Here is a 23,202-nt window from a genome sequence, read left to right as displayed (position 1 = left end):
GCGGATGACGAACGCCGACTGGCGGATAGTGCCCCTCGACGAGACGCGGCTGGCGCAGTGGGCAACCCTGCGCCAGCAGTTGTGGCCGCACCACGCACTCTCGGCACATCTGCAGGAAGGGGCCGAACTGCTGACCGCTGCCCATCTCAATGCCTTTCTGGTGCTGGATGCGCAGAGCCAGGCAGTGGCCTTTGCCGATGCCGCCCTGCGCCACGATTACGTGAACGGCTGCGAGAGCAGCCCGGTGGTCTATCTGGAAGGGGTCTATGTGCAGCCGGCTTCACGCCGGCGCGGGTTGGCCCAGGCCTTGATTGCCCGGGTGGCCCAGTGGGGCCGCGAGCTCGGTTGTCGCGAGCTGGCCTCCGATGCCGCCATCGACAACCTCGCCTCCCAGCAACTGCACCAGCGACTCGGCTTTGCCGAAACGGAGCGGGTCGTCTTCTTCAAAAAGGCCCTCGGCTGACGCCAGGGCCTTGCTTGTCTCTCACAGGCTCGGCATAAACCAGACCCGGCCGCCCGCCTCGATGCGATCGGTCTTTATCTGGAACACCTGCGCCAGCAGCGCCTCGTCCACCAGCTCGACGCCCCCCTCCCGCACCACCCGCCCCTGTTGCAGACAGAGCAGGCGATCGGCCCAGTCGATGGCTAGGTTGATGTCGTGGATGGCGAGCACCACCAGCAACCCCTGCCCGGCCAGCTGCTTGAGCAGCCGCAGCAGCGCCAGCTGATGGTGCAGATCCAGCCCCGCCAGCGGTTCGTCCAGCAGCAATACTCGCCCGTCCGGATTGAGACTCGGCCACACCTGCAGCAGGGTGCGGGCAATCAGCACCCGCTGCTGCTCCCCGCCAGACAGCCGGCTGAAGTCCCGCGCCAGCAGGGCCTCCAGCTCCAGCGCCTGGCACAGCGCCTGAATGGCCTCGTTCTGCCTGCCCGCAGGTTGAGCCTCATCGAGCCCCAGACTCAGCACCTGAAACACCGGGATATGGAACAGCTGGGGCTGGCGCTGGGGCAGCATTGCGCGCCGCTGTGCCAGCGCCGGCCAGCTCAAGTCCGCCAGCGACGCCCCGCCGATGCGCACCTCCCCTTGCCCCGGCAAGAGGCCGGCCAGGGCGCCGAGCAGGGTCGACTTGCCGCTGCCGTTGGGGCCGAGCAGAGCCACCAGCTGGCCCCCCTGCCAGGCAAGGTCGAGAGGGGCGAGCCGGTTGGCGACGGCCAGGGCGCGGGCCGCCAGCAAGGGGGGCTGACCCCCGGGGTGATCAGGTGCTGGCATGGGCATCTTGCCTCAACAACAGATAGATGAAGAGCGGGGCGCCTACCGAGGCAGTGATGACCCCGATGGGCAGCTCCCCCGCCCGCAAGGCGGAGCGGGCGATGAGATCGGCCGCCAGCAGCAGGGCGCCGCCTCCCAGCGCCGAGGCGGGCAGCAGGAAGCGTTGATCGCTGCCGCCACAGAGCCGCAGCAGATGGGGCACCACCAGCCCGACGAAGCCGATGACCCCGCACAGCGCCACCGCCATGCCGGTGAGCAGGCACACCGCCAGCACCAGTCGCACCCGCATCTTGTCCACATCGAGCCCCATCAGGCGGGCCTGGGTCTCTCCCAGCAGCAGTTGCTGCAGCGCCTTGCCCTGCCAGCCGAGCCAGCCGAGGGCGAGCGGGAACAGCAGCCACCACCAGGCCAGTTGCTGGCTGCCGTAGGCCAGGCTGCCCATCATCCAGAACATGAATTCACGCAAGGAGCCATCATCGGCAAAGTACATCAGCCAGGTCATGGCGGCGTTGGTGAGGATGCCGATGGCGACCCCGAACAGCAGTAGCCGGGCGTGACCGAGCCGGGCCCGGCGCGCCAGCCGAATGAGCAGCATGGTCACCAGCAGGGCGCCGCCGAAGGCCGCCAGTGACAACCCCCAGCCCGGCAGATAGATACCCAGGGCCTTGGCCACTGCCATCGCCACCATGGCGGCCAATCCCGCCCCGCTCGAGACGCCGAGCAGGCCGGGTTCGGCCACCGGGTTGTGCAGCATCACCTGCAACACGGCACCACCGCAGGCGAGCGCCGCCCCCGCCAACAGGGCCAGCAGGGCGCGCGGCAGGCGCAGCTCCAGCAGGATGCGCTGCTCGAGATCCCCCAGCGGCTGCCAGGGCAGCAAGACGAATTCGCCCCAGGCGAGGGAGCAGAGGAACAGCGCCAGGGTCAGCAGCAGCAGGCCGAGCAACCAGCGCCGCTGCCAGCGCTGCTGGCGGGCGAGCAAAGAGAGATACACAGAGGCTCTCCGAAGGTGAGAACGAGTCGCCGCCAGAGCTTGTCGAGCAGCTGGCGCGAGTCATGAAAAACGCATGATAACAGCGTGTTACTACCCGAGGTCAAGGCTGGTAAGGCTTGGCGAGGGCGGCAATTTCGCCGCTTGCCACCAGCTCCTGCAGCGCCAGTGCCAGCGGTTGCTGCAGCGCCTGATGGGGGGAGTGCTTGCTCATGCCCAGATAGAGCACCACAGGTTGCGGCGGCTGGTAGGCCGCCTTGAGCAGGCCAGCCTCGTTGTCCTGGCTCAAGGCGTAGTCCACCTGGCAGTCGGTGCCGATCATCAGCGGCAGGTGACCGCGCTGCACCATGCGCAGCAGCTGATCCTCGGTGGGCACCCCGTGCTTGTCGAGCCGGTTGTCCCCATCAAAGGGGGCAAAATAGGCCGAATTGAGCACATAGCCCACCTTCTTGCCCTGCAGGTCGGCGTAGGTGCGCAGGGTCGATACCGCCGCAGCCTTGCCATAGAAGGCCGGCCGACACTGATAGTAGGCCGGCTGCAGATAATCGATGAAGGCCGCCCGCTCCGCCGTCATCGCCAGCCCGATCATCAGGTCCACCTGGCCGGTCTGCATCTGCTTGAGCGCCCGCCCCCAGGGCACCCGTTTCACCTCGAAGCGGATGCCGCTGCGGCGCTGCAACTGCTGCAAGATGTCCATGTCCAGTCCGCCGAAGCGGCCGTCCGGCTGCACTATCCGAAACGGCGGCCAGACATCGGTGGCCACCGTCAGGGTCGGCGCCCCATGCACCAGGCAGGCAAACAGCAGACCAAGCACACCCCAGCTTGTCTTGCCCATCCCGTACAACCCTCTGTGACTTCATCCTTGATGGATTAAAAATACCCTGCCGTCCCACTTATGAAAACCCGTGGTTCGGAGATAAAATGCGATTGATTTTAAAGGAGAACCTAATGAACCCTATCTTTACCAGCATCGGCCTGCTGCTGTGCAGCAACGTCTTCATGACCTTCGCCTGGTATGCCCACCTCAAGAGCATGAATCACAAACCCTGGATCATCGCCGCCCTGGTGAGCTGGGGCATAGCGCTGTTCGAATACCTGCTGCAGGTGCCTGCCAACCGCATCGGCCACACCGTGCTCTCCGTCGGCCAGCTCAAGATCCTGCAGGAGGTGATCACCCTCACCGTGTTCGTCCCCTTCTCCATCTTCTATCTGAAAGAGGATCTGAAATGGGATTACCTGTGGGCCGGCCTGTGCATCCTGGGCGCGGTGTTTTTTGTCTTTCGCGAGAAACTCACCGGCGCCTGACGCTGTACACTCAATGACATTCGATGTAATTGCATCTGCTTGATAGACGAGGCAAAACCAATGGAATTGCGAGACATGCTACAGATCCTGGCCAAGCAGGATGGCTCCGACCTCTATCTGTCGACCGGCGCCCCCCCTTGCGCCAAGTTCAACGGCGGCCTGCGTCCGCTCAGTGAGGCGCCGCTCGAACCCGGCGAGGTGGCCAGAATAGCCGACGCCATCATGGACGGCGAGCAAAAGCAGCAGTTCGAGCGGGAGCTGGAGATGAACCTCGCCATCTCGCTGCCCCAGATCGGCCGCTTTCGGATCAACATCTTCAAGCAGCGCAACGAAGTGTCGCTGGTGGCGCGCAACATCAAGACCGAGATCCCCCGCTTCGAGGATCTGAAACTGCCCCCCGTGCTGCTCGACACCATCATGGAGAAGCGCGGCCTGGTGCTGTTCGTCGGCGGTACCGGCTCGGGCAAGTCCACCTCGCTCGCGGCCCTCATCGACCATCGCAACCGCAACAGCGGCGGCCACATCATCACCATCGAGGATCCGGTGGAGTTCGTGCATCGCCACCGCAAGAGCATCATCAACCAGCGCGAGGTGGGGGTGGACACCCGCAGCTTCCACGCCGCCCTCAAGAACACCCTGCGCCAGGCGCCGGACGTGATCCTCATCGGTGAAATTCGCGATCGCGAGACCATGGAGCATGCGCTGGCCTTCTCCGAAACCGGCCACCTGGCGATTTCCACCCTGCACGCCAACAACGCCAACCAGGCGCTGGATCGCATCATCAACTTCTTCCCGGAAGAGCGCCGACCCCAGCTGCTCAACGACCTTGGCAACAACCTCAAGGCCTTTGTCTCCCAGCGGCTGGTCAAAACCAGCGACGGTGGACGCCGGGCGGCAGTGGAGATCATGCTGGGTACCCACACCATTCGCGACATGATCAAACGCGGCGAATTTGGCGGCCTCAAGGAGGTGATGGAGAAATCCAAGGCCCTCGGCATGGTCACCTTCGACAGCGCCCTGTTCGATCTGGTGGTAGAGGGGGTGATCGACGAGGAGGAGGCAGTGAAGAACGCCGACTCGGCCAACAACCTGCGCCTCAAGATCAAGCTGTGGAAGGAGAAGGGCCAGATCGCCAGCAGCAGCGATGCCACCGGCTGGAGCCTCGAGCCCACCAAGGACGAAAAAGACGATCTGTTCTGACCTCGCCCGCCTCTGACAGCACTTGCAAACACCCGCTTCGGCGGGTGTTTGCACAAGAAACGCCCGCATCTGGCCGCCCTTCAAGGCCACCGCCCTCCCCGCCAGCCCAGCGCCGCCGTGACATCTGGTGAACTATCGCGCCATCTGCGACAGATTTTGTCATCATAAATGACAAAACCATCACTTCACCGAAAAGCCGTGTGAGAAGTGTGAGTGAAAGCACTTTCATACTGGCTTCAAAGGAGGCAGTATCAAGGGATTCTATCAATAAAGGGGTATTCAATGTTGTTACAACCTGCCAATACAGCACAGTCCAGACAGTTGCTGAACGAGACCATGGCCTTGGTTCTCGCAGGAGGGCGGGGCAGTCGCCTCAAACAGTTGACGGACAACAGGGCGAAACCGGCAGTGCATTTCGGCGGCAAGTTCCGCATCATCGACTTCGTACTCTCCAACTGCATCAACTCCGGCATTCGCCGGGTCGGGGTGGTGACCCAGTACAAATCCCACAGCCTGCTGCGCCACCTGCAGTCCGGCTGGTCCTTTCTGCGCTACCAGATGAACGAGTTCATCGACCTGCTGCCCGCCCAACAACGGGTGGACGAGGTCAACTGGTATCGCGGCACCGCCGATGCGGTCTACCAGAATCTGGACATCATTCGCGATCACGGCCCCAAATATGTGGTGGTGCTGGCGGGGGATCACATCTACAAGATGGATTACGCCGCCATGCTGCTCGATCACGTCAACATGGGGGCCAGGGTGACTGTGGCCTGCATCGAGGTGCCGCGGGATGAGGCGAGCGCCTTCGGGGTGATGGCGGTGGATGGGGATCGCAAGATCAACGCCTTCGTCGAGAAACCCGCCAATCCGCCCGCCATGCCGGGCAAACCGGATACCGCGCTGGCCTCCATGGGGGTCTACATCTTCGAGGCCGACTATCTCTACCAGTTGCTGGAAGAGGATCTCGCCAACCCGGCCTCCCACCACGATTTCGGCATGGACGTGATCCCGCGGGTGGTGCAAGAGGGCACCGCCTACGCCCACCCGTTCAGCATGTCCTGCGTCGGCTGCTGCCCGCAAAAGCGCCCCTACTGGCGCGACGTGGGCACGGTGGATTCGTTCTGGGAGGCCAACATGGATCTCGCCTCCGTCACCCCGGAGCTCGACATCTACGATCAGGACTGGCCCATCTGGACCAGCCAGAACATGACCCCGCCCGCCAAGTTCGTGCAGGACAGAAACGGCCAGCACGGCATGACCATCAACTCCATGTTTGCCGGCGGCACCATCGTCAGCGGCTCCTTCATCGTGAGCTCGGTGCTGTTTACCAATGTGCGGGTCGACTCCTTCTGCACTCTGGATCAGGCGGTGATCTTCCCCGGGGTCGAGATAGGCCCGGGCTGCCGGCTGCGCCGGGTGGTGATCGACAAAGGCTGCAAGCTGCCGGAAGGGCTGGTGGTGGGGGAAAACGCCTGCGAGGATGCCCGCCGCTTCTACCGCTCCGAACAGGGCATAGTGCTGGTCACCAAGGAGATGCTGGCCAGATTGTGATGCCGAACAGTCATAGCAGAGGGAGTCATAGAGGCTCCCTTTTTACATTTGCTTACCGCTCGCCCCTTGCCTGACAGGACGCCGGGCATGCTACTCTGCGCTCGGCCCTGCCTTCGTCTCACCATGGAATCGCATATGAAAAAACTGGATGTTGCCCGCCTTGCCAGCCTCGCCGACGAGGCCGCCCACTCCCCGCGCCTGCGCATGAACCACAACCTGCACCAGGAGCTGGCCGACCCCATCCAGCGCCTGGCCATCGCCATGGAGCCGGGCACCTATATCCGCCCCCATCGCCACCTGCAGACCTGGGAGCTACTCACCTCACTGCAAGGCCGCTTCGTGGTGCTCAACTTCGATGACGAGGGCACCGTCACTGCCCGCGCCGTGCTGGGGGAAGAGACCTCGGTGCTGGAGACCCCGGTCGCCAGCTGGCATGCGGTGCTCTCTCTGGATCCCGGCGCCGTCATCTTCGAGGTGAAACACGGCCCCTACGCCCCCTTTCGGGAAGAGGACTTCGCCCCCTGGTCACCGGCGGTGGACGACGTCGCCGGCCAGCAGGCGCTGATGGCCTGGTATCGCCACGCCGAGGTGGGCCAGCGCTGGCCGGGGCGCTGATCTGCCCCCCTTCTACGCCAACACAGCGAACACAGCAAACACGCGCCAATAAAAAAGACCCGCCAGTGGCGGGTCTTTTTTATATCTGAACGCGGGGGTTCGGGCGTGAGCTCAGCCCTTTTGCACCAGACCAATCTGGCCCGGCTCGCACCACTCGAACATCACCTCCTGGCTCTTGCCGCAGCAGGAGCCACCGCACACCAGGGTCTCCCGCTTGGCGACCCGCCCCTTACGCATCCAGACGCCGAGCATGGCCTCCACCGCATCTTCCGAGGTGTGGAAGTGGCGGGCCAGCTCGCGCCGGCTCACCTTCTGCTGCGCGGCGAGATACTCCCCCAGCTCGCGCAGGATCATAGGGTCACCACCTTGCGGGCGACGATGTCGCCGTGGCGACGACCGGCCCACCAGAGCAGCAGCAGGGAGCCGCCGTAGCTCACCACCCAAAACAGGCTCTGCTCGGGGTGCGCGGCAAAGGTGGCCAGCTGATAGAAGACGGTGGCGCACATGAAGGCCATGTAGTTGCACCAGGCGGCTGTCAGCAGGGCCCACTGACGGCCGGTTTCCCGCACCAGGGCGCCCATGGCGGCGGCGCAGGGCATGTAGAGCAGCACGAACAACAGGTAGGCAAAGGCACCGGCCGCCCCGTCGAAGTGGCTCTGCATGTTGCCATAGGTGGAGACGTCCACCTCCTGCGCCTCGGCGGCAGCTTTCTGGTCATCCAGGTTGCCCACTGCCAGCCCCATGGGGTCGGTCGGGTCGATGTCGGCCAGATTGGTGGCGACCGCGGCGATCGCCTCCTGGAAACTGTTCACCAGGGAGAACTCGTTCGCCTCCTCTTCCCCGTCGCCGCTGCCGGCGTAGAGGCTGTTGAGAGTACCGACCACCGCCTCTTTGGCGAAGATGCCGGTGACGATGCCGACCGTGGCCTGCCAGTTGTCGTCGCGCACGCCGATGGGGTGCAGCACCGGGGTCACCGCCTGGCTGATTTTGCTCAGCACCGAGCTCTCCTGATCCTGGTGGCCGAAGCTGCCGTCGGTGCCGAGCGAGTTGAGCACGCTCAGCACGGCAACCACCAGCACGATGGTTTTACCGGCGCCGAACACGAAGGATTTGAGCTTCTGCCAGGTCTTGATGCCGACGTTGACCGGGCGCGGCCACTCGTAGTCCGGCATCTCCATCAGCATGGAGTCGCTCTTGCCCGGCAACAGGGTGCTGCGCAGCAACAGGCCGGTGAGCACCGCCACCAGGATGCCGATGAGATAGAGACCGAACACCAGGTTCTGGCCAGATTCGGGGAAGAAAGCCACCGCGAACAGGGCGTAGACCGGCAGACGGGCACCGCATGACATGAAGGGGGCCATGGCCGAGGTCATCAGCCGTTCACGCTCGGAGTTGAGGGTGCGGGTCGCCATCACCGAGGGCACGGTGCAGCCAAAGCCCATCAGCATGGGGACGAACGCCTTGCCCGGCAGGCCGAGGCGGCGCATCAGGGCATCCACCACGAAGGCGGCGCGGGCCAGGTAGCCGGAGCTCTCCAGCACCGCCAGGAACAGGTAGAGGCAGCCGATCACCGGGATGAAGGTGGCGACGGTCTGCAAGCCGACGCCAAAGCCGTCTGCCAGGATGGCCCCCAGCCAGTCCGGCGCATGGACCAGCCCCAGCAGGTGGTGGACGCCATCGACAAACAGGGCGCCGCCCATGATGTCGAAGAAGTCGATGAAGGCGCTGCCCACCTTGATGGCGAACATGAACATCAGGTACATCACCAGCAGGAAGAAGGGGATGCCGAACCAGCGGTTGAGCAGCACCCGATCGAGCCGCTCGCTCTGGGCCGCGGTGAGCTTGCCCTTCTGCTGGCACGCCTGGGCGGCCCACTGGTGGATGTGGCCGTAACGGATGTCAGCAAGCTGCAGGTCCACATCCTGCCCGTGGTGGGCGCGGGCCACCACGTTGGCGGCGGCGGCCTGCTGGCCAGGCAGCAGGGTCTCCTGCATCACCGCATCCTCTTCCAGCAGGCGCAAGGCGCGGCCACGGGTGGTGAGGTGGTGCGGGGCGAGCAGGGTCTCAAGCTCCGCCAGATCTTTTTCAAGCTCGCTACCGTAGTCCAGCAACAGCGCCGGCTGCGGCTGGCCGATGAACTGCTGGATCTGGTGCTTGAAGGCGGCGACCTGCTGGCGGTTGTGAGCCGAGAGGGCCACCACCGGGCAGCCGAGGGTATTGGCGAGCTTGCTCTCGTCGATGGTGATGCGCCGCTTTTGCAGGATGTCCATCTTGTTGAGCACCACCACCATGGGCAGCCCCAGCTCGCGCAGTTGCAGCGTGAGGTAGAGGGAGCGCTCCAGGTTGGCGGCGTCGATGACGTTGAGCAGCAGATCTGGCTGCTGGCCTTCCACGAAGCGGCTGGCGATCTGCTCGTCCAGGCTCCCCTCCTGATTGGCCAGGCTATAGATGCCGGGCAGGTCCATCAGCTTGTAGTCGTGCCCCTGGGCGGAGAACTCGCCCATCTTCTTGTCGACCGTGACGCCGCTCCAGTTGCCCACCTGCTGGCGGGCCCCGGTCAGGGCGTTGAACAGGGAAGTCTTGCCGCTATTGGGGTTGCCGACGGTTACCAGGGAGTAGTTCATACCGGCTCGACCTCGATTTGCTGGGCCAGACTTTTTTGCATGGAGAGGCAGATCCCCTGACACTGGATCTGCAGCGGATCCCCGAGCGGGGCCGCGCGCAAATAGATGACTTCAGTCTGGGGCAACAAGCCCATCACCATCAGCTTGCGCCGCAGGGGACGGGTCAATTGATTCATGTTCTTGATGCGAGCACTCTGTCCCGGTGACAACTGCGCGAGTACCATGACTGACTCCTGAAGTTAAACAATAATAATTCTCTTTTACTTGGGGCATTATAATCCGTGTTTTCAACGCTTATTTGAGTAAAATCAAACTCCGCTTAGCTAACCCACAAATAACTGCCATGAGTCATGACAACAACAGCCGCCTGGTTTACAGCACGGACGGCGGCATCATCAAAGAACAGAGCCAGCCGCAATCCGCCTCCCCCTTCCCCACCGACGGGGTGGTGCGCATCCGCCGCGAAACCAAGGGGCGCAAGGGCGCCGGGGTCATCACCATCCACGGCGTCCCGGCCGAACAGCAAAAGAGCCTCGCCACCCTGCTCAAGAAAAAGTGCGGCACCGGCGGCGGCCTGAAAGAGGGGGTGATCGAGATCCAGGGGGACAAACGGGATCTGATCAAGGCCGAGCTCGAGAAGGCCGGTTTCAGCGTCAAGCTGGTGGGCGGCTGATCCCCGCGCTGCCCGGCTTGCGTCACTTTCGCTTTTTCCCTAGAATGCCCGCTCCCATCGAGGGGGAGTAGTCTCGCCAGCCGGCCCCAAACCGGTTCGCGACCCTGATCAACATGCTTGGTGCCAACTCACCATGGTCAGGGTGATCCACGCCAGCCGCGGATTTGACAAGACCTTTGACGGGCCAGTGCCAATACCGGGGACGGATGGCGCAGGCTTGTCTCAGGTATAACAATTCCGTCCCCCGGTCATTTTTATGGAAGCCTTGTTAACCTCAACCCTCAGCGTGGCCATCGCCGAAATCGGCGACAAGACCCAGCTGCTGGCGCTGTTGCTCATCTGTCGTTTTCGCAAGCCCTGGCCCATCATCGCCGGCATGCTGGCAGCCACCCTGCTCAACCACGCCGGCGCCGCCTGGCTTGGCGAGTTCATCAGCCGCTGGCTCGATCCCAAGGTGATGACCTATCTGGTGGCCGGTGCCTTCATCGCCATGGCCGCCTGGATCCTGGTGCCGGACAAGATGGACGACGAGGAGAGCCCGCTCGACAAATACGGCCCCTTCATGGCCACCTTCGTGCTGTTCTTCATCGCCGAGATCGGTGACAAGACCCAGATCGCCACCGTGCTGCTGGCGGCCAAGTATGACTCGCTGACCCAGGTCATCACCGGCACCACCCTCGGCATGATGCTGGCCAACGTGCCGGTGGTGCTGCTTGGCAAGCTGGGGGCCGATCGCCTGCCGCTCAAGGGGATCCGCATCGCCTGCGCCATCCTGTTCGTGGGCCTCGGGGTGAGCACCCTGCTGTTCGCCTAACCCGGTCGGATCAGAAGGTGGCGAGGCAAGGGTGAGCACTTGCCGACGCCGCTCCCGCGCCCATGTCGTGTCCTTGCAAGCCCCGCCCTTTGGCGGGGCTTTTTGCATCTGCTTGCCGGGCTGGTAGCGCCCGCAGACGGGGGCTGCCAATCGGCGCCATGGCCGTGGCATAATGCGGCAAACCTGATGGAGCATCCCATGCACTTCACTTCAAGACAGACGCTGTTCGACTGGGTCAGGCGTGGACGCCTCGAGCGGGCCAGCCTGCCCGCCGCCCTCGCCCTGTGCGAGCTGCCCCCCGGCCCTGCCCGCTGGCAGTGGCTGTTCGATCGGCTGCTGCTCTGGCTTGGCAGCCTGTGCCTCGGCGCCGGCCTGGTGTTCTTCGTCGCCTTCAACTGGCAGGAGCTGGGCCGCCTCTCGCGCCTCGCGCTGCTGGAGCTGCCGCTGCTCGCCATGCTGCTGTTGCTGTGGCGCAAGCCCCTTGCCGACAGCCAGCGCCAGGCGCTGCTGCTCGCCATCGCCCTCAACATCGGCGCCCTGCTGGCGCTGGTGGGACAGACCTACCAGACCGGCGCCGATCCCTGGCAGCTGTTCGCCACCTGGGCGCTGATGCTGCTGCCGCTGGCGGCACTCGGCCAGAGCCCGCTGCTGTGGACCTTGAGCTGGCTGCTCGGCCAGCTGGCGCTGGTACTCTACTGGCGGCTCGGCCTGTTCAACTTCTTCTTCGCCTTCAACGAGGAGGCCCTCGGCTGGTGCCTGACCCTGTTCAACGCCGCCCTCTGGGGCATACTGCTGCTGGTGCCTGCTCACTACCGGTTGATGCCCTCCTGGCTGGCGGGGCTGGCCGCCGGGTTCGGCGTTACCCTGCTGACCCTGCTGGCGCTGTTCGATGTCGCCTCCCCCTGGGTCTGGCCGGCCTGGCTCGGCTGGCTGGCGGCCGCCTACCTACGCTGGCACCACAGATTCATCGCCGGGCTCGCCATGGGCTGCCTGAGCCTCATCGTGGTGCTGCTGACGGCGCTCGGCAAATGGATGGAGCCGGACGTCGACGGCTTCCTGCTGCTCTGCCTCATCGCCATCGGCCTGTCGGTGGCGGCCAGCCGCTGGCTGCAACAACAACGGAGGCCCCATGAGTGATCTGACCCCCTGGCAGCGACTGCAACAGGCCCAGCTGGTGGAAGGGGATGCCCCCCGTGACGACCAGCCCCACTGGTCGAGCCGCTTTCTGCTCGGCATGGTGGGCTGGATTGCCGCCCTGTTCCTGCTGTTCTTCCTGTTCATGTCGTTCTCCCAGCTCACCCGGGATGCCGACAGCGCCCTGCTGATGGGCATCGTGCTGATGGTCATCGCCTTTTGCCTCAACCGCTTCGCCACCCGCAGCGATCTGTGGGATCAGTTCGTGCTGGCGCTGGCGCTGGCCGGCGACGCCTGGCTGCTCTACGGCCTGCTCGATCGGCTGGATCTGCACTCGGCCCCGCTCTGGTTCGGCCTCGCCCTGCTGTCGCTGGCCATCGCCGCCCTGTTCGAGCACTGGCTGATCCGGCTGTTTCACAGCTTCGCCGCCGCCATCCTGCTCACCCTTGGCCTCGCCTGCCTCGGCCTGCAACTGCTGGCCCTGCCGCTGGTGATGACGGCGGTGGCCCTCTGCTGGCTGCAGGCAGAGCGCGATCCACTGCGCCATCAGCTCTATGAATCCCTCACCCTGGGGCTGGCGCTCTCCCTGCTGGTGCTGGGGCGCCTGCACCACCCGCTGTGGGACGGCGGCGCCAGCATGCTCGACGAACTGGGCCACTCCCGCCTGCCGCTCTGGCTCAACCCGCTGCTCTGCGCCGCCCTGTTGCTGGGGCTGATGGTCCGGCTGAAACTGCCGCTGCTGTACGGGCTACCGCTGGTGCTGATCAGCGCCCTCATCCCCGGCATGGGGGCCGGCGCCCTGGTGCTGGTACTCGGCTTCTATGCCGGCAGCGTCGGTCTGATGACCCTGGCCGGCCTGCTGCTGGTCGGCTTTGGCTCCCTCTATTACTACGATCTGGGGCTGACCCTGATGACCAAATCCTGGCTGCTGCTGGGCTCGGGCGCGCTGCTGCTCGGCGCCCGCCAGCTGCTCAAACGGCTGAGCCTGCGGAGCCCCTCATGAGACGACTCGCCCTGCTGCTGACCGGCCTCGCCATCCTGGCGGCCATCAACGTCACCGTCTGGCGCTACGAGCGCGCCATGAGCAGCGGCGAGGTGGTGCTGCTGCGCCTCGCCCCGGTCGACCCCCGCTCCCTGATGCAGGGGGATTACATGCGCCTCAACTACGAGCTGGCCCGCCAGCTTGGCAACCGGCAACAAGATGAGGCCCCCGCCGACACCCTGGTGATCCGCCTCGACGAGCAGCAGGTCGCCAGCTGGGTGGAAGGGGGCAAGCCGGATCAGCTGGCCCGCGATCAGCGGCGGCTGCAGGTGCGCCGCAGCGACGGCCAGTGGCTCATCGGCCCCGACGCCTACTTCTTCGAAGAGGGCACCGGCGAGCAGTACGAGGCGGCGCGCTACGGCGAATTTCGCCTGCAGGAGAGCGGCAAGGCGCTCTTGGTGGGGCTTCGCGATGAGCAGTTGAAACCGGTGGGAAATACCAGAGCGCGCTGGTAACTACTGGCAATATCAGGCTTTTTTGCCCACACTAGGGCAAGATGGATCGCCCGCGCTACGCCAAGGAATGCCCATGAGGATAAGGTTTTGCGGTTGCCTGCTGCTGTTGTCATGCCTTGGCACGGCGCAGGCCGAGCTCGGCAAGCTGGAGTACCTGACCGAGGAGTATCCCCCCTACAACTTCACCGACCAGAGCGGTCAGCCCGGCGGGCTGGCGGTGGAGCTGCTGCAACTGATCTGGCAGCGCACCCAGACTCCCGCCCAGCCCATTCGCATCCTGCCCTGGGCGCGAGGCTACTACCTGCTGACCCAGAAACCCAACGTGGTGCTCTTCTCCACCGCCCGCACCGACACCCGCGACCCCCTGTTCAAGTGGGTGTGCCCCATCGGCTACTCCGAGTACGTGCTGCTGGCCCACAAGCGCCGCCCCCTCACCCTCAGCGCCGTCGAGCAGATCAACGACTACCGCATCAGCGCCGTGCGCGCCGATGCCTCCGAACAATTGCTGCTCAATCGCGGCATGGACGAGAGCCGCATCATCTCCGCCAACCGGCTGAGCCAGGCGCTGAAGATGCTGGTGTCGGGCCGCGCCGATCTGCTGGCCACCGGCAAGCTGGCGGCTTATGACGCCATCAAGGCGCTGCAGCTCGATGTCAATGATTTCACGGTGGCCTTCGTGCTGGATGCCGAGGAGCTCTGCTACGCCTTCAGTCGCCAGGTGGATGACGGCGTCATCAAGCAGTTCCAGCGCGCCCTCACCCAGGCGCTCGCCTCTTCGGAATATCAGGGGCTGCGGCTCAAATACCTGCCCGCCCCCTGAGAAGGCCCGGTACCTCTCGCCACCAGTGCACGGCGAGTGGCGATTTGGCGGGCTTTGATAACACTTGAGAATGACGCTACACCCCACCAGGATGGCCAACATGAAAAAATGGATTGGATTCGCCGCACTCGCGTTTGTCACCCTCGCCCAGGCCAGCCCGGAGCTTGGCAAGCTGCACTACCTCACCGAAGAGTACAAACCCTACAACTTCTCCAACGAATCCGGCGCCCCCACCGGGCTTGCCGTCGAGCTGCTGCAGCAGGTATGGCAGAAGACCAACACCCCGCAGCAGCCCATCACCATCATGCCCTGGGCGCGGGGTTACTACTTGCTGACCCAGAAACCCAACGTGGTACTCTTCTCCACTGCCCGCACCGAGGCGCGGGATCCGCTGTTCAAGTGGGCCTGCCCCATCGGCTATGCCGAGATCGTGCTGATGGGGCTGGCCAAGAGCCCGGTCAACATCGCCAAGCTGGAGGATGCCGAAAAGTACAACATAGGGGCGGTGCGGGCCGACGTGGGGGAACAGCTGCTGCTCAACAACGGCTTTGACGAGCAGAAGATCATGACCGCCAACCGCCTGCCCCAGGCGCTCAAGATGCTCACCTCAGGCCGGGTCGATCTCATCTCCACCAACAAAACCACCATGCTGGATCTGATCGCCTCCCAGCAGCTGGATCCCGCCCAGTTCAAGGTGTTCTGGATGCTGAGCTCGGAGCAGTTCTGCTTCGCCTTCAGCCACCCGGTGAGCGACGAGCTGGTCAAGGAGTTCCAGAGCGGCCTGACCCAGGTGCTGGCCAGCAGCGAGTTCCAGCAGATCCAGGCCAAGTACTTCCCCGCCCGCTGAGGGGTGGCATGAAAAAGGGGCCCGCCGGGGCCCCTTTTGCTTGCTTGTCTCGCCTGCGCAGTCAGCTCGGCCGCCGACGCTGGCGCTTGACCTCGTACATGCAGGCATCGGCCAGCCTGAGCGCCTCGTCCACCGTGCTGCTGGCCGGATCGATGGCCACCACCCCCACGCTGGCGCCGGGATAGTGCAGCAGGCCGGCGGGCACCTCGAGCTGCACCAGGCTCGCCTCGAACAGCCGGCGCTGAAAGCCCTGCACCGCCGCCTCCCGCGTCTCTTCGCCGCACTGCGGCCCCATCCCCACCGCCACGAACTCGTCGCCCCCCACCCGCGCCAGCAGATCGCTGCCGCGCAGCACGGTTGACAGCGCCCCGGCCACCCGCTGCAACAGCAGGTCGCCGGTGTCGTGGCCGTGGGTATCGTTGATCGCCTTGAAGCCGTCGAGATCGATAAAGCCGAGCAGCAGCGGATGCTCGACCCGCTCCGCCAGTGAAAACAGCCGGTTGAGCTCATGCATCAGCGCCCGCCGGTTGGGCAGCCCGGTCAGCGGGTCGCTCAGCGCCTGGCGCGACAGCTCGTGGTTGGCCTGCTGCAACTGCTGCAGCAGCTGTTCGCGCTCCACCTGCTCGGCGATCAACCGGGCAAAGAAGGCGATCAGGTGATCCGATCCCGCCGTCAGCGGCTTGTGTTTGGCACTGGCGGCGCACAGGGTGCCATAGAGGGAGCCCGAAGGGGTGCGTACCGGGCAGCTCAGGTAGGTGCGAATGCCGAGCGCCTGCGCCGCCTGGGAATCTCCCCAGCAGCTCGCCACATCGTCGGTGTAGAAACGCCCCTCGTCGAGGGCCCGTCGGCAGAGGGTATCGCCCCAGGCCACCGAGGCCCCTTCGGGGATCTGCAAGTCGGCGGCGTTGCGGGCAAAGCGGATATGTTGGGTGTCGTGACCAAGGTCGATTTCGGTCAGATAGGTGGACTCGAGCCCGGTGACCGTCTCGAGCATCTCCAGCAGCGGGCGGGTCAGGCTCTCCAGATCCCGCGCCCCGGTCACTTGCAGCGACAACGCCTGCAATATTCTGTCCATGCACACCTCCCTGCTTGCATGTCTATTGCTGAAACGATAGCCAACCCCGGGGGCCCTTCACAAGCCGCGCGCCCCCGCCGTGGCACAATTTTTGCGGTTTTGGCGGCCTTTGTCGTCGAACGACCCTCGATTGTCCGGTAACGCGCTCCGTTTGCAGCCAACGCAAAGTCGGCCAAATCTGAGCCGTGGTGACCGCCCCTATTGAGGGCAGCGGGCACCTGTCGGCAGCGTCATTGGCTGTGGCGCGAATGCTGTCGAAGGTTGGGCCCATGATGGCACCTGGCGCTCATCAGCCGGGCGCGGCGCTCATCTTCCATCACACCCCGGCCGCGGGTCAACCACCGGTTGCCACTTTGCAGCAAAGGAGAAAAACCATTTAATTCTGATAGTTGCATCACTAATTTCATGGATTTGGATGGCCCCGCCGAGGCGGGTTCCGTAAGATGACCATCGGCCCCTGTTGGCCCCGAGTATTCATGGATGGTCAAGGGCGCAAGGTGGCGGCGACAGTCAGGGGCGGCAGCGTCTTTGACAGATAGGTGCGGTCTGTGAGCCCACCCCCCTGTTTGGCCCAACGCCAAATACGGCTCGGCGCGATCCGGGTTATTTGACCCGCATCAGGCGATGGCGGACGTCACCCAGCTCAACCTGGATCACCTGGGAGCGCTGCATGGCATCGACCCGCTGCAGCATGTCGGCGTTGTACTGCTTGCGCCGCATCCACTGCATGGGCTCCTCGAAGCTGCCTTCGTTGACGATAAAGGTATCCGTGTAGGTGTCGTTCACTATGCTAACCACCCAGATGCGCTGCTGAAACTCCGAGAGTTCGGCAAAGAGCGCGGCGCCACGGGTTGCGAGCCAGCGCCCTGCCCGAGTGATCCTGTTTTTACTGCCAACGAGCCGGTTTGCCATAACTGATAAGGGTTGGATAAAGGACGGTTGGGCATCCTAGCATTCCAGAAGATGGGGCACCAAGCAGCGGGAGAGTTGCCTCTCCCACCACGGGACGAGGCGCAGGGTGCAATAAGCCTGTAGGGTCGATTAGCGCAGCGTAATCGTCCGCGGTAACCATCCCCTCCCCCTTGCGGGAGAGAGGTAGGGTGCCAATAAGCGAAGCGCATTGCACCGGGGAACGATCCCCTCTCCCCTTGTGGGAGACAGGTAGGGTGCAATAAGCGGAGCGCATTGCACTGGGGAACAATCCCCTCTCCCCCTGCGGGAGAGGGCTAGGGTGAGGGGTCACTAGCCACCCTGATTGGCACGGCTTCGCCGTGCAGGACACGAGGACTCCGTCCTCGATGGGGTTTCGCCGCCGCTGCGCGGCTGGGCGAGTGACTTTTCTTTGCGTGGCCAAAGAAAAGTCACCAAAAGAAAGGCCACCCCCACTTGTTCGCCCTCCTGCGTCGGGTTCCCTCGGTTCACCCGTTTGTCACACGGCACGCGCCGATGGGCTTTGACCTCCACCATCCCTGGCGTCGGTCAAAGTCCGCTGCGGACATCCTTGTCCTTGCGCCAAACCGGGGCGAGCGTTGCTCGTCCAATTCCGATTTGGCCCCTGGCCCAGCGCCGCTCGCTCGGCGTCCTGCCTCGCGGCCTGGACAAACGGGCTCACCTCGGCGAACAACAGGGGGAAAACCTACCCCATCAGCCCCAAGGTCAAATGGTCGCACTTATGCAACAAGTGAAATCTACATGATTAAGTGGGTGAAAAATAAATTTGAATACAACAAACGACGCATAACCTTATTTCCACAATGCCCAATTACGCTTCACTAATTTAACCATGCCTCTAAAGACAATATTAACAGGATGACAATAAACAATGGTTAACGTAACAGACAAAACGAGAGAACTGATACTGGGAATCTGGGATGATGATTATTACATTGTTGCGGCAGGAGATCAGGCTCCGACAAAAAATGAGGTAATAACACTTGGAGAGAAATATGGAATTAAATTTCCAGATGACTATATCTCTCATGCAATGGGAGCGCTAGGTGGATTTTTTATAGAGGTTAAAGAAGAGTTGTGGCCATATGCAGAAGTATTGGCTGTAGCACCATTTTGGGAGTTTTTACGAGGTGTTTATTCTTACGCTTATAGCGAAGACGCTCCTGAATGGATGAATATACATATAGCAGCAGAACAATTCAAAGAGTTGGGGCACAATGTAATTCCAGTTCTCAAAGTTTGGGCTGATGCCAATGTCTATTGTTATAATGAAGAGGGCCGACTGGTAAAATATTTGCATGAAGAGAATACTTTCGAGCGCGTAGATAAAACCTGGTTTCAGTTAATCGAACACGAACTTAATGAACTAGCTGAAAGGAAAAACAGAAAACTTAATAAATAGTCTATCAGACTGCACGTATTCATAATCATTAATTCAATGCTATTTATGATAGCTAAGGCTTGTTGCTGCTAGCATTGAAAAAGCAATGGCCTTCGTCCTGACTTTGTGCTCTCATCTCGGCGAACAACAGGGGCAGCCCGAACCTTCAGCCCCGAAAGCAGTTAACAGCCACTGTCTATTCTGGACAATGATCAGGAGAACTGTTATCTCTGATTCAGCCTCTCGCCCACCGTATGGCTAAACCAAATTGTCGCACCTAGATAACAAGTACAATTGACATAATTTTATCGGCTAAAAACTTAAAACAAGTACAGTAGCAAGCGACTGTACCTTCCTATCGGGGATTGGGCGTTATATTAAATTCCGGACAGTGAGTATCAGCCACGTTCACAAATACTTCTCGAACTCACGATTACGCTTCGCTAATCTAACCTACGTCCCCTATTTATACAGGAAACTCAATATGTTTATTGAAGGTGGCCAAGAAGAAAAAAGATTACTTATTGAGGCTCTTTCTAGATACAATTATTTCCCCAATCAACGATTAGGGTTAAGTGAACTACCTCCATCATTTGACTCTAGACAGTTTACTCCAGAAGTCCTGACTTCTCTCGTTAAATTACCAGCAGCAAAAGTAAGAAAAACTTTAGGGTATAGTCTTACAGAGTATCGCTCAACAAGATTCAATAACATTCCTAGATTACTTGGAATTATTAATCCAAAAGCTTACTCACATCTTGCAAACTGTATTCACGAGAATTGGGATGAAATAAGAAAAATAACCAAAAACCATTGCAGCCAAATAAAGCCAACTTTTCATCACAATGAAAAGCGCCTACTCGTCATGAATTACGACGATCCATCAGAAAAAATTAGACGAGCCCTATGTGCTGAGTTTACAAAGCGTTTTAGAGTACATGCTGATATTAGCAATTGTTTTCACAGTATATACACACATGCAATTCCATGGGCCATTGTTGGTGTTGAAGAATCTAAAAGACGACTTAAAGACAACGAGAAAAAATCTTGGCCTGAAGATCTAGATTTTCATCAAAGAAGAACCAAAAGAAATGAAACTCAAGGTATACCAATTGGCCCTGCTACATCAAGTATCTTGGTAGAGGTTATTTTACAATCTGTAGATGAAGCGCTAAATCGAAAAGGATATCACTTCATAAGGTATATCGATGACTACACATGCTATTGTGATACAAATGAACATGCTAATGACTTCATATTGGATCTAGAAAATTACTTATCTATCTACAAACTCACCCTAAACTTAAAAAAACATGGATTGAGACATTACCAGCGCCAACAGAAGATGAATGGATATTAACATTAATTTCATTCCTCCCTAGCAGATTGGCCAATGAACACGACGGTGAAAATAAATTAACAACATCAGAAACGTTGACATTCATAAATCAAGCGATTCGTTTAAATAAAACGACGCCTGATGGTAGCGTGTTGAAATATGCCATAAGCATCATTCTTAATCACATTGATGATTATGCTGCAATCAACTTACTAGATTCTGTTATAAATTTATCTTGGCACTACCCCGTTTTAGTTCCCTTAATTGATAGAATCCTTGACCTAACAAACTATCCTGCTGAACAGATACTAGAGCAACTGAATAGGATAATCGATGTTAATGCACTTTCAAGACGGTCAGATGGTATGTGCTGGCCATTACACATAATGTTGAAACATAATTTAATATGCGATGAAGAAACTGCAGATAAAATTATAAAAAGCCAAGATTGTGCCGCATTATCTCTATTGTTAGAGCAAAATGAATACAACGATAAAATTATTAATTTTACAAACAAATTAATATCATCAGATCTATATACTAAAGATAACTATTGGCTACTGCTATATCAATTGTATTTCAAGGGAATAATTAATGCACCGTACCAAGAAATAGAGGAAAATGCTGTCTTTAAGACTTTAAAACAACATAACGTAAACTTCATACCTAGAAACTCTAAAACTAAACATGAAGAGAAATGTGATGAAATTCTCAGAGCGATACAAGCTGAGCAGCTTAAAGATATTTTTTCAAACACACCTGTTGAGTTTTAATCCCCCCCTCAATCATAGATTTCACATTTATCTATTCGGTACCTACAGTGTGATAGGCACTAAAGATTAGAACGGAAACCAACAAAATATTTTCCGTTGGCTAATTCTGTTTGGTCTCCAAAAGTCACTTGCCAAACAGCGCTGCAGCAGTAAAACACCATCGAGAATGGTATTTTCACTCAAACAAAAAAACCGCAGCCTTGAGCTGCGGTTTGTATTTTTATTTCCCCTCTTGCACTGCTCTCCCCTTTCAGCGGAAAAGGCGGTCAGCATGAACACTAAAGCCACGGGCGGGCACGGTATTGGTTCCCCCTGCAAACCGCCGAGCCGAGTTCAACGGGTCAGGAGCGCCATCAGGGATGATGGCGCAGCCGCAGCCGGCACAGGGATGTGCCGTCTGCGGCGCTCCGTCCGACCCGTTGGACGAGACGAGGGAACCCGCGAAGCGGGCGGTTTGCCGGGGGAGAAGACTTTTGGTGACTTTTGGTCTTTCAAAAGTCACTCGCCCCAGCCCGAAGGGCAGGCGAAACCCCTTCGAGGGCAAGGCCCTCGTCTCTTTGACGCTGAGCCACATCAGCCAGACTGGCGAGTCAAAGAGGTTAGCCCCCTCACCCTGGCCCTCTCCCACAAGGGGAGAGGGGATCAGAGCGCAGACCACCGGGGCTTAAGCAGAGCGCAGAGGCTTAAAAAGTGTCGAGGGAAGAGGCACAAACAAAAACCGCAGCCCTAAGGCTGCGGTTTTTTTATTGGCTCAACCGATTGGCGCGAGCAGCGCCACCGGCCTTAGGCACGGCGCCAGCTGGTTTTGCCGGCGCTGTCTTCCAGCACTATGCCCATCTCGGTGAGACGGTTGCGGGCGGCATCCGCCGCGGCCCAGTTTTTGTCGGCACGGGCCTGATTGCGCTGGGCGATCAGTTGCTCGATTTCGGCGACCTCTTCGTCCGCTTCATCACCCTTGAGGAAAGCATCCGGATCCTGCTGCAGGATGCCGAGCACGGCGCCCAGCTCACGCAGACGGGCGCCCAGCGCAGCGGCAACGGCCATGTCTTCACCCTTCTGGCGGTTGATCTCGCGCACCAGATCGAACAGGGCGGAGTAGGCTTCCGGGGTGTTGAAGTCGTCGTCCATCGCTTCCTTGAAGCGAGCCACCTGCTCGTCACCACCGGCAGCAGCGGCCGCCGGCAGATCGCGCAGGGCGGTGTACATGCGCTCCAGTGCGGCGCGGGCCTGCTTCAGGTTGTCTTCCGAGTAGTTGAGCTGGCTGCGGTAGTGGCCAGACATCAGGAAGTAACGGACGGTTTCGGCGTCGTAGTGCGCCAGCACGTCGCGAATGGTGAAGAAGTTGCCAAGGGATTTGGACATCTTCTCTTTGTCCACCATCACCATGCCGCTGTGCATCCAGGTGTTGACGTAGTCGCCACCGTGGGCGCAGCAGGACTGGGCAATCTCGTTCTCGTGGTGCGGGAACTGCAGATCGGAGCCGCCGCCGTGGATGTCGAAGTGGTTGCCAAGGTGCTTGGAGTTCATGGCGGAGCACTCGATGTGCCAGCCAGGACGGCCCGGGCCCCAGGGGCTGTCCCAGGTCGGCTCGCCGGGCTTGGACATCTTCCACAGCACGAAGTCGAGCGGATTGCGTTTGGCATCCACCACGTCGACCCGGGCACCGGCCTGCAGTTGTTCCAGATCCTGACCGGAGAGCTTGCCGTAGTCGGCGTAGGAGTCGACGATGAACATCACATCGCCGTTGTCGGCCACGTAGGCGTGCTCTTTATCCAGCAGGGATTGCACCAGCTCGATGATCTCGCCGATGTGCTGGGTGGCGCGCGGCTCGACGTCCGGGCGCACCATGCCGAGGGCATCGAAGTCGGCGTGCATGTCGCCGATCAGGCGCTCGGTCAGGTCGTCACAGGTGACGCCGGTTTCGGCGGCGCGCTTGATGATCTTGTCGTCCACGTCGGTGACGTTGCGCACGTAGTTGAGCTGATAGCCGCTGTAGCGCAGGTAACGGGCCACCACGTCGAAGGCGACGAAGGTGCGGCCGTGGCCGATATGACAGTGATCGTAGATAGTGACGCCACACACATACATGCCCACCTTGCCCGGGTGGATAGGTTTGAATTCTTCTTTTTGACGAGTGAGTGTGTTGTATATCTTCAGCATCTTATGACCACTGCCTGTGAGTAAAATGGCCTGCCATTCTACCCGCATCCCGCGTAGAAAACGAGGCAGAAAACGTGCCGGATCAGGCGCACCATCTATGCCGCAGGGCCTTGATGGGCTAGAATTGCCACCACTTTATGCCATACACCTGCGGGCACCTGGTCGCCCGCATCAAATGA

24 protein-coding genes are annotated in these 23,202 nt (G+C 60.5%); 15 read left to right on the top strand and 9 right to left on the bottom strand.

All coding sequences use genetic code 11. The features are described from left to right. Positions 1-4: 4 nt before the first annotated feature. Positions 5-463, top strand: coding sequence for an aminoglycoside 6'-N-acetyltransferase (gene aac(6'), locus PG881_RS20440; protein ID WP_270802529.1), 459 nt, complete (start codon positions 5-7; stop codon positions 461-463). A 21-nt stretch (positions 464-484) separates the two neighbouring features. On the opposite strand, the gene PG881_RS20435 is transcribed toward aac(6'), so the two are convergent. The 3 genes from PG881_RS20435 to PG881_RS20425 all read right to left on the bottom strand — a co-directional run bounded on the left by PG881_RS20435 (position 485) and on the right by PG881_RS20425 (position 3,096). Continuing rightward, the gene (locus PG881_RS20435) at positions 485-1,270 is read right to left on the bottom strand and encodes an ATP-binding cassette domain-containing protein (RefSeq protein WP_270802525.1); all 786 of its coding nucleotides are present in this window, start codon (positions 1,268-1,270) and stop codon (positions 485-487) included. After that, on the bottom strand, positions 1,257-2,264 hold the full coding sequence (gene btuC, locus PG881_RS20430) for a vitamin B12 ABC transporter permease BtuC (RefSeq protein ID WP_257685385.1): 1,008 nt from the start codon (positions 2,262-2,264) through the stop codon (positions 1,257-1,259). Before btuC ends, PG881_RS20435 begins: the two co-directional genes overlap by 14 nt. Positions 2,265-2,364: 100 nt before the next feature. Next, positions 2,365-3,096 (bottom strand): substrate-binding periplasmic protein, encoded by a 732-nt coding sequence (locus PG881_RS20425; RefSeq protein WP_045527346.1) that lies wholly within the window; start codon positions 3,094-3,096, stop codon positions 2,365-2,367. Between the two features lie 113 nt (positions 3,097-3,209). Between PG881_RS20425 and PG881_RS20420 the strand changes: the two genes are divergently transcribed. From PG881_RS20420 to PG881_RS20405, 4 genes are all read left to right on the top strand, one after another. Beyond that, the gene (locus PG881_RS20420) at positions 3,210-3,566 is read left to right on the top strand and encodes a DMT family protein (RefSeq protein ID WP_005302630.1); all 357 of its coding nucleotides are present in this window, start codon (positions 3,210-3,212) and stop codon (positions 3,564-3,566) included. Between the two features lie 60 nt (positions 3,567-3,626). Further along, a complete protein-coding gene (tapW, locus tag PG881_RS20415) occupies positions 3,627-4,766 on the top strand; it encodes a type IVa pilus ATPase TapW (RefSeq protein WP_270802520.1) in 1,140 nt (379 codons plus the stop codon). 282 nt (positions 4,767-5,048) lie between these two features. After that, complete coding sequence (glgC, locus tag PG881_RS20410) at positions 5,049-6,320, top strand: glucose-1-phosphate adenylyltransferase (RefSeq protein WP_011706551.1); 1,272 nt, start codon at positions 5,049-5,051, stop codon at positions 6,318-6,320. 135 nt (positions 6,321-6,455) lie between these two features. Beyond that, positions 6,456-6,935 carry a WbuC family cupin fold metalloprotein gene (locus PG881_RS20405; RefSeq protein ID WP_223951740.1) on the top strand — a complete coding sequence of 160 codons (480 nt, stop codon included), beginning with the start codon at positions 6,456-6,458 and terminating at the stop codon, positions 6,933-6,935. Positions 6,936-7,046: 111 nt separating this feature from the next. Here PG881_RS20405 and PG881_RS20400 read toward each other — a convergent pair whose 3' ends face one another. From PG881_RS20400 to PG881_RS20390, 3 genes are read right to left on the bottom strand one after another with little or no spacing between them, the layout of a single operon-like run. After that, complete coding sequence (locus PG881_RS20400; RefSeq protein ID WP_244090243.1) at positions 7,047-7,289, bottom strand: FeoC-like transcriptional regulator; 243 nt, start codon at positions 7,287-7,289, stop codon at positions 7,047-7,049. Then, positions 7,286-9,559: a Fe(2+) transporter permease subunit FeoB gene (gene feoB / locus PG881_RS20395; RefSeq protein WP_270802515.1), complete on the bottom strand. Its 2,274-nt coding sequence runs from the start codon at positions 9,557-9,559 to the stop codon at positions 7,286-7,288. The genes PG881_RS20400 and feoB overlap by 4 nt, the downstream gene beginning before the upstream one ends. Then, entirely contained in the window at positions 9,556-9,783 is a 228-nt protein-coding gene (locus tag PG881_RS20390; RefSeq protein WP_005302641.1) for a FeoA family protein, read from the bottom strand. The genes feoB and PG881_RS20390 overlap by 4 nt, the downstream gene beginning before the upstream one ends. Before the next feature lie 119 nt (positions 9,784-9,902). On the opposite strand from PG881_RS20390, the gene PG881_RS20385 reads away from it, so the two are divergent. From PG881_RS20385 to PG881_RS20355, 7 genes are all read left to right on the top strand, one after another. Then, a complete protein-coding gene (locus PG881_RS20385; protein WP_043123987.1) occupies positions 9,903-10,232 on the top strand; it encodes a translation initiation factor in 330 nt (109 codons plus the stop codon). Positions 10,233-10,488: 256 nt separating this feature from the next. Then, entirely contained in the window at positions 10,489-11,046 is a 558-nt protein-coding gene (locus PG881_RS20380) for a TMEM165/GDT1 family protein (RefSeq protein WP_010633534.1), read from the top strand. Between the two features lie 198 nt (positions 11,047-11,244). Then, positions 11,245-12,183 (top strand): DUF2157 domain-containing protein, encoded by a 939-nt coding sequence (locus tag PG881_RS20375; protein ID WP_118880898.1) that lies wholly within the window; start codon positions 11,245-11,247, stop codon positions 12,181-12,183. Further along, a complete protein-coding gene (locus tag PG881_RS20370; protein WP_118880897.1) occupies positions 12,176-13,183 on the top strand; it encodes a DUF4401 domain-containing protein in 1,008 nt (335 codons plus the stop codon). Before PG881_RS20375 ends, PG881_RS20370 begins: the two co-directional genes overlap by 8 nt. After that, positions 13,180-13,677 (top strand): GDYXXLXY domain-containing protein, encoded by a 498-nt coding sequence (locus tag PG881_RS20365; protein WP_118880896.1) that lies wholly within the window; start codon positions 13,180-13,182, stop codon positions 13,675-13,677. The genes PG881_RS20370 and PG881_RS20365 overlap by 4 nt, the downstream gene beginning before the upstream one ends. Before the next feature lie 73 nt (positions 13,678-13,750). Further along, positions 13,751-14,497: a substrate-binding periplasmic protein gene (locus PG881_RS20360; protein ID WP_118880895.1), complete on the top strand. Its 747-nt coding sequence runs from the start codon at positions 13,751-13,753 to the stop codon at positions 14,495-14,497. A gap of 100 nt (positions 14,498-14,597) precedes the next feature. After that, positions 14,598-15,344, top strand: a complete 747-nt coding sequence (locus PG881_RS20355; protein ID WP_011706560.1) for a substrate-binding periplasmic protein — start codon at positions 14,598-14,600, stop codon at positions 15,342-15,344. 61 nt (positions 15,345-15,405) lie between these two features. Here the strand turns inward: PG881_RS20355 and PG881_RS20350 are convergent, their stop codons facing one another. Both PG881_RS20350 and PG881_RS20345 read right to left on the bottom strand, forming a co-directional pair. Beyond that, the gene (locus tag PG881_RS20350; RefSeq protein WP_029300013.1) at positions 15,406-16,419 is read right to left on the bottom strand and encodes a GGDEF domain-containing protein; all 1,014 of its coding nucleotides are present in this window, start codon (positions 16,417-16,419) and stop codon (positions 15,406-15,408) included. Between the two features lie 603 nt (positions 16,420-17,022). After that, on the bottom strand, positions 17,023-17,205 hold the full coding sequence (locus PG881_RS20345) for a hypothetical protein (RefSeq protein WP_240332694.1): 183 nt from the start codon (positions 17,203-17,205) through the stop codon (positions 17,023-17,025). A gap of 1,036 nt (positions 17,206-18,241) precedes the next feature. Here PG881_RS20345 and PG881_RS20340 point away from each other — a divergent pair. From PG881_RS20340 to PG881_RS20330, 3 genes are all read left to right on the top strand, one after another. Further along, positions 18,242-18,772, top strand: coding sequence for a hypothetical protein (locus tag PG881_RS20340; protein ID WP_162901875.1), 531 nt, complete (start codon positions 18,242-18,244; stop codon positions 18,770-18,772). 463 nt (positions 18,773-19,235) lie between these two features. Further along, positions 19,236-20,111 (top strand): RNA-directed DNA polymerase, encoded by an 876-nt coding sequence (locus PG881_RS20335; RefSeq protein WP_270802508.1) that lies wholly within the window; start codon positions 19,236-19,238, stop codon positions 20,109-20,111. Positions 20,112-20,137: 26 nt separating this feature from the next. Next, positions 20,138-20,863 carry a hypothetical protein gene (locus PG881_RS20330; protein ID WP_270802505.1) on the top strand — a complete coding sequence of 242 codons (726 nt, stop codon included), beginning with the start codon at positions 20,138-20,140 and terminating at the stop codon, positions 20,861-20,863. A 783-nt stretch (positions 20,864-21,646) separates the two neighbouring features. Here PG881_RS20330 and cysS read toward each other — a convergent pair. Next, entirely contained in the window at positions 21,647-23,023 is a 1,377-nt protein-coding gene (gene cysS, locus PG881_RS20325; protein WP_017782367.1) for a cysteine--tRNA ligase, read from the bottom strand. Positions 23,024-23,202 lie beyond the last annotated feature (179 nt).

The organism is Aeromonas sp. QDB54 (genome assembly GCF_027707385.1).
Lineage (GTDB): Bacteria > Pseudomonadota > Gammaproteobacteria > Enterobacterales > Aeromonadaceae > Aeromonas > Aeromonas hydrophila.
Note: the sequence above shows the minus strand (reverse complement) of the source record. Positions and strands in the feature narration are given on the sequence as shown.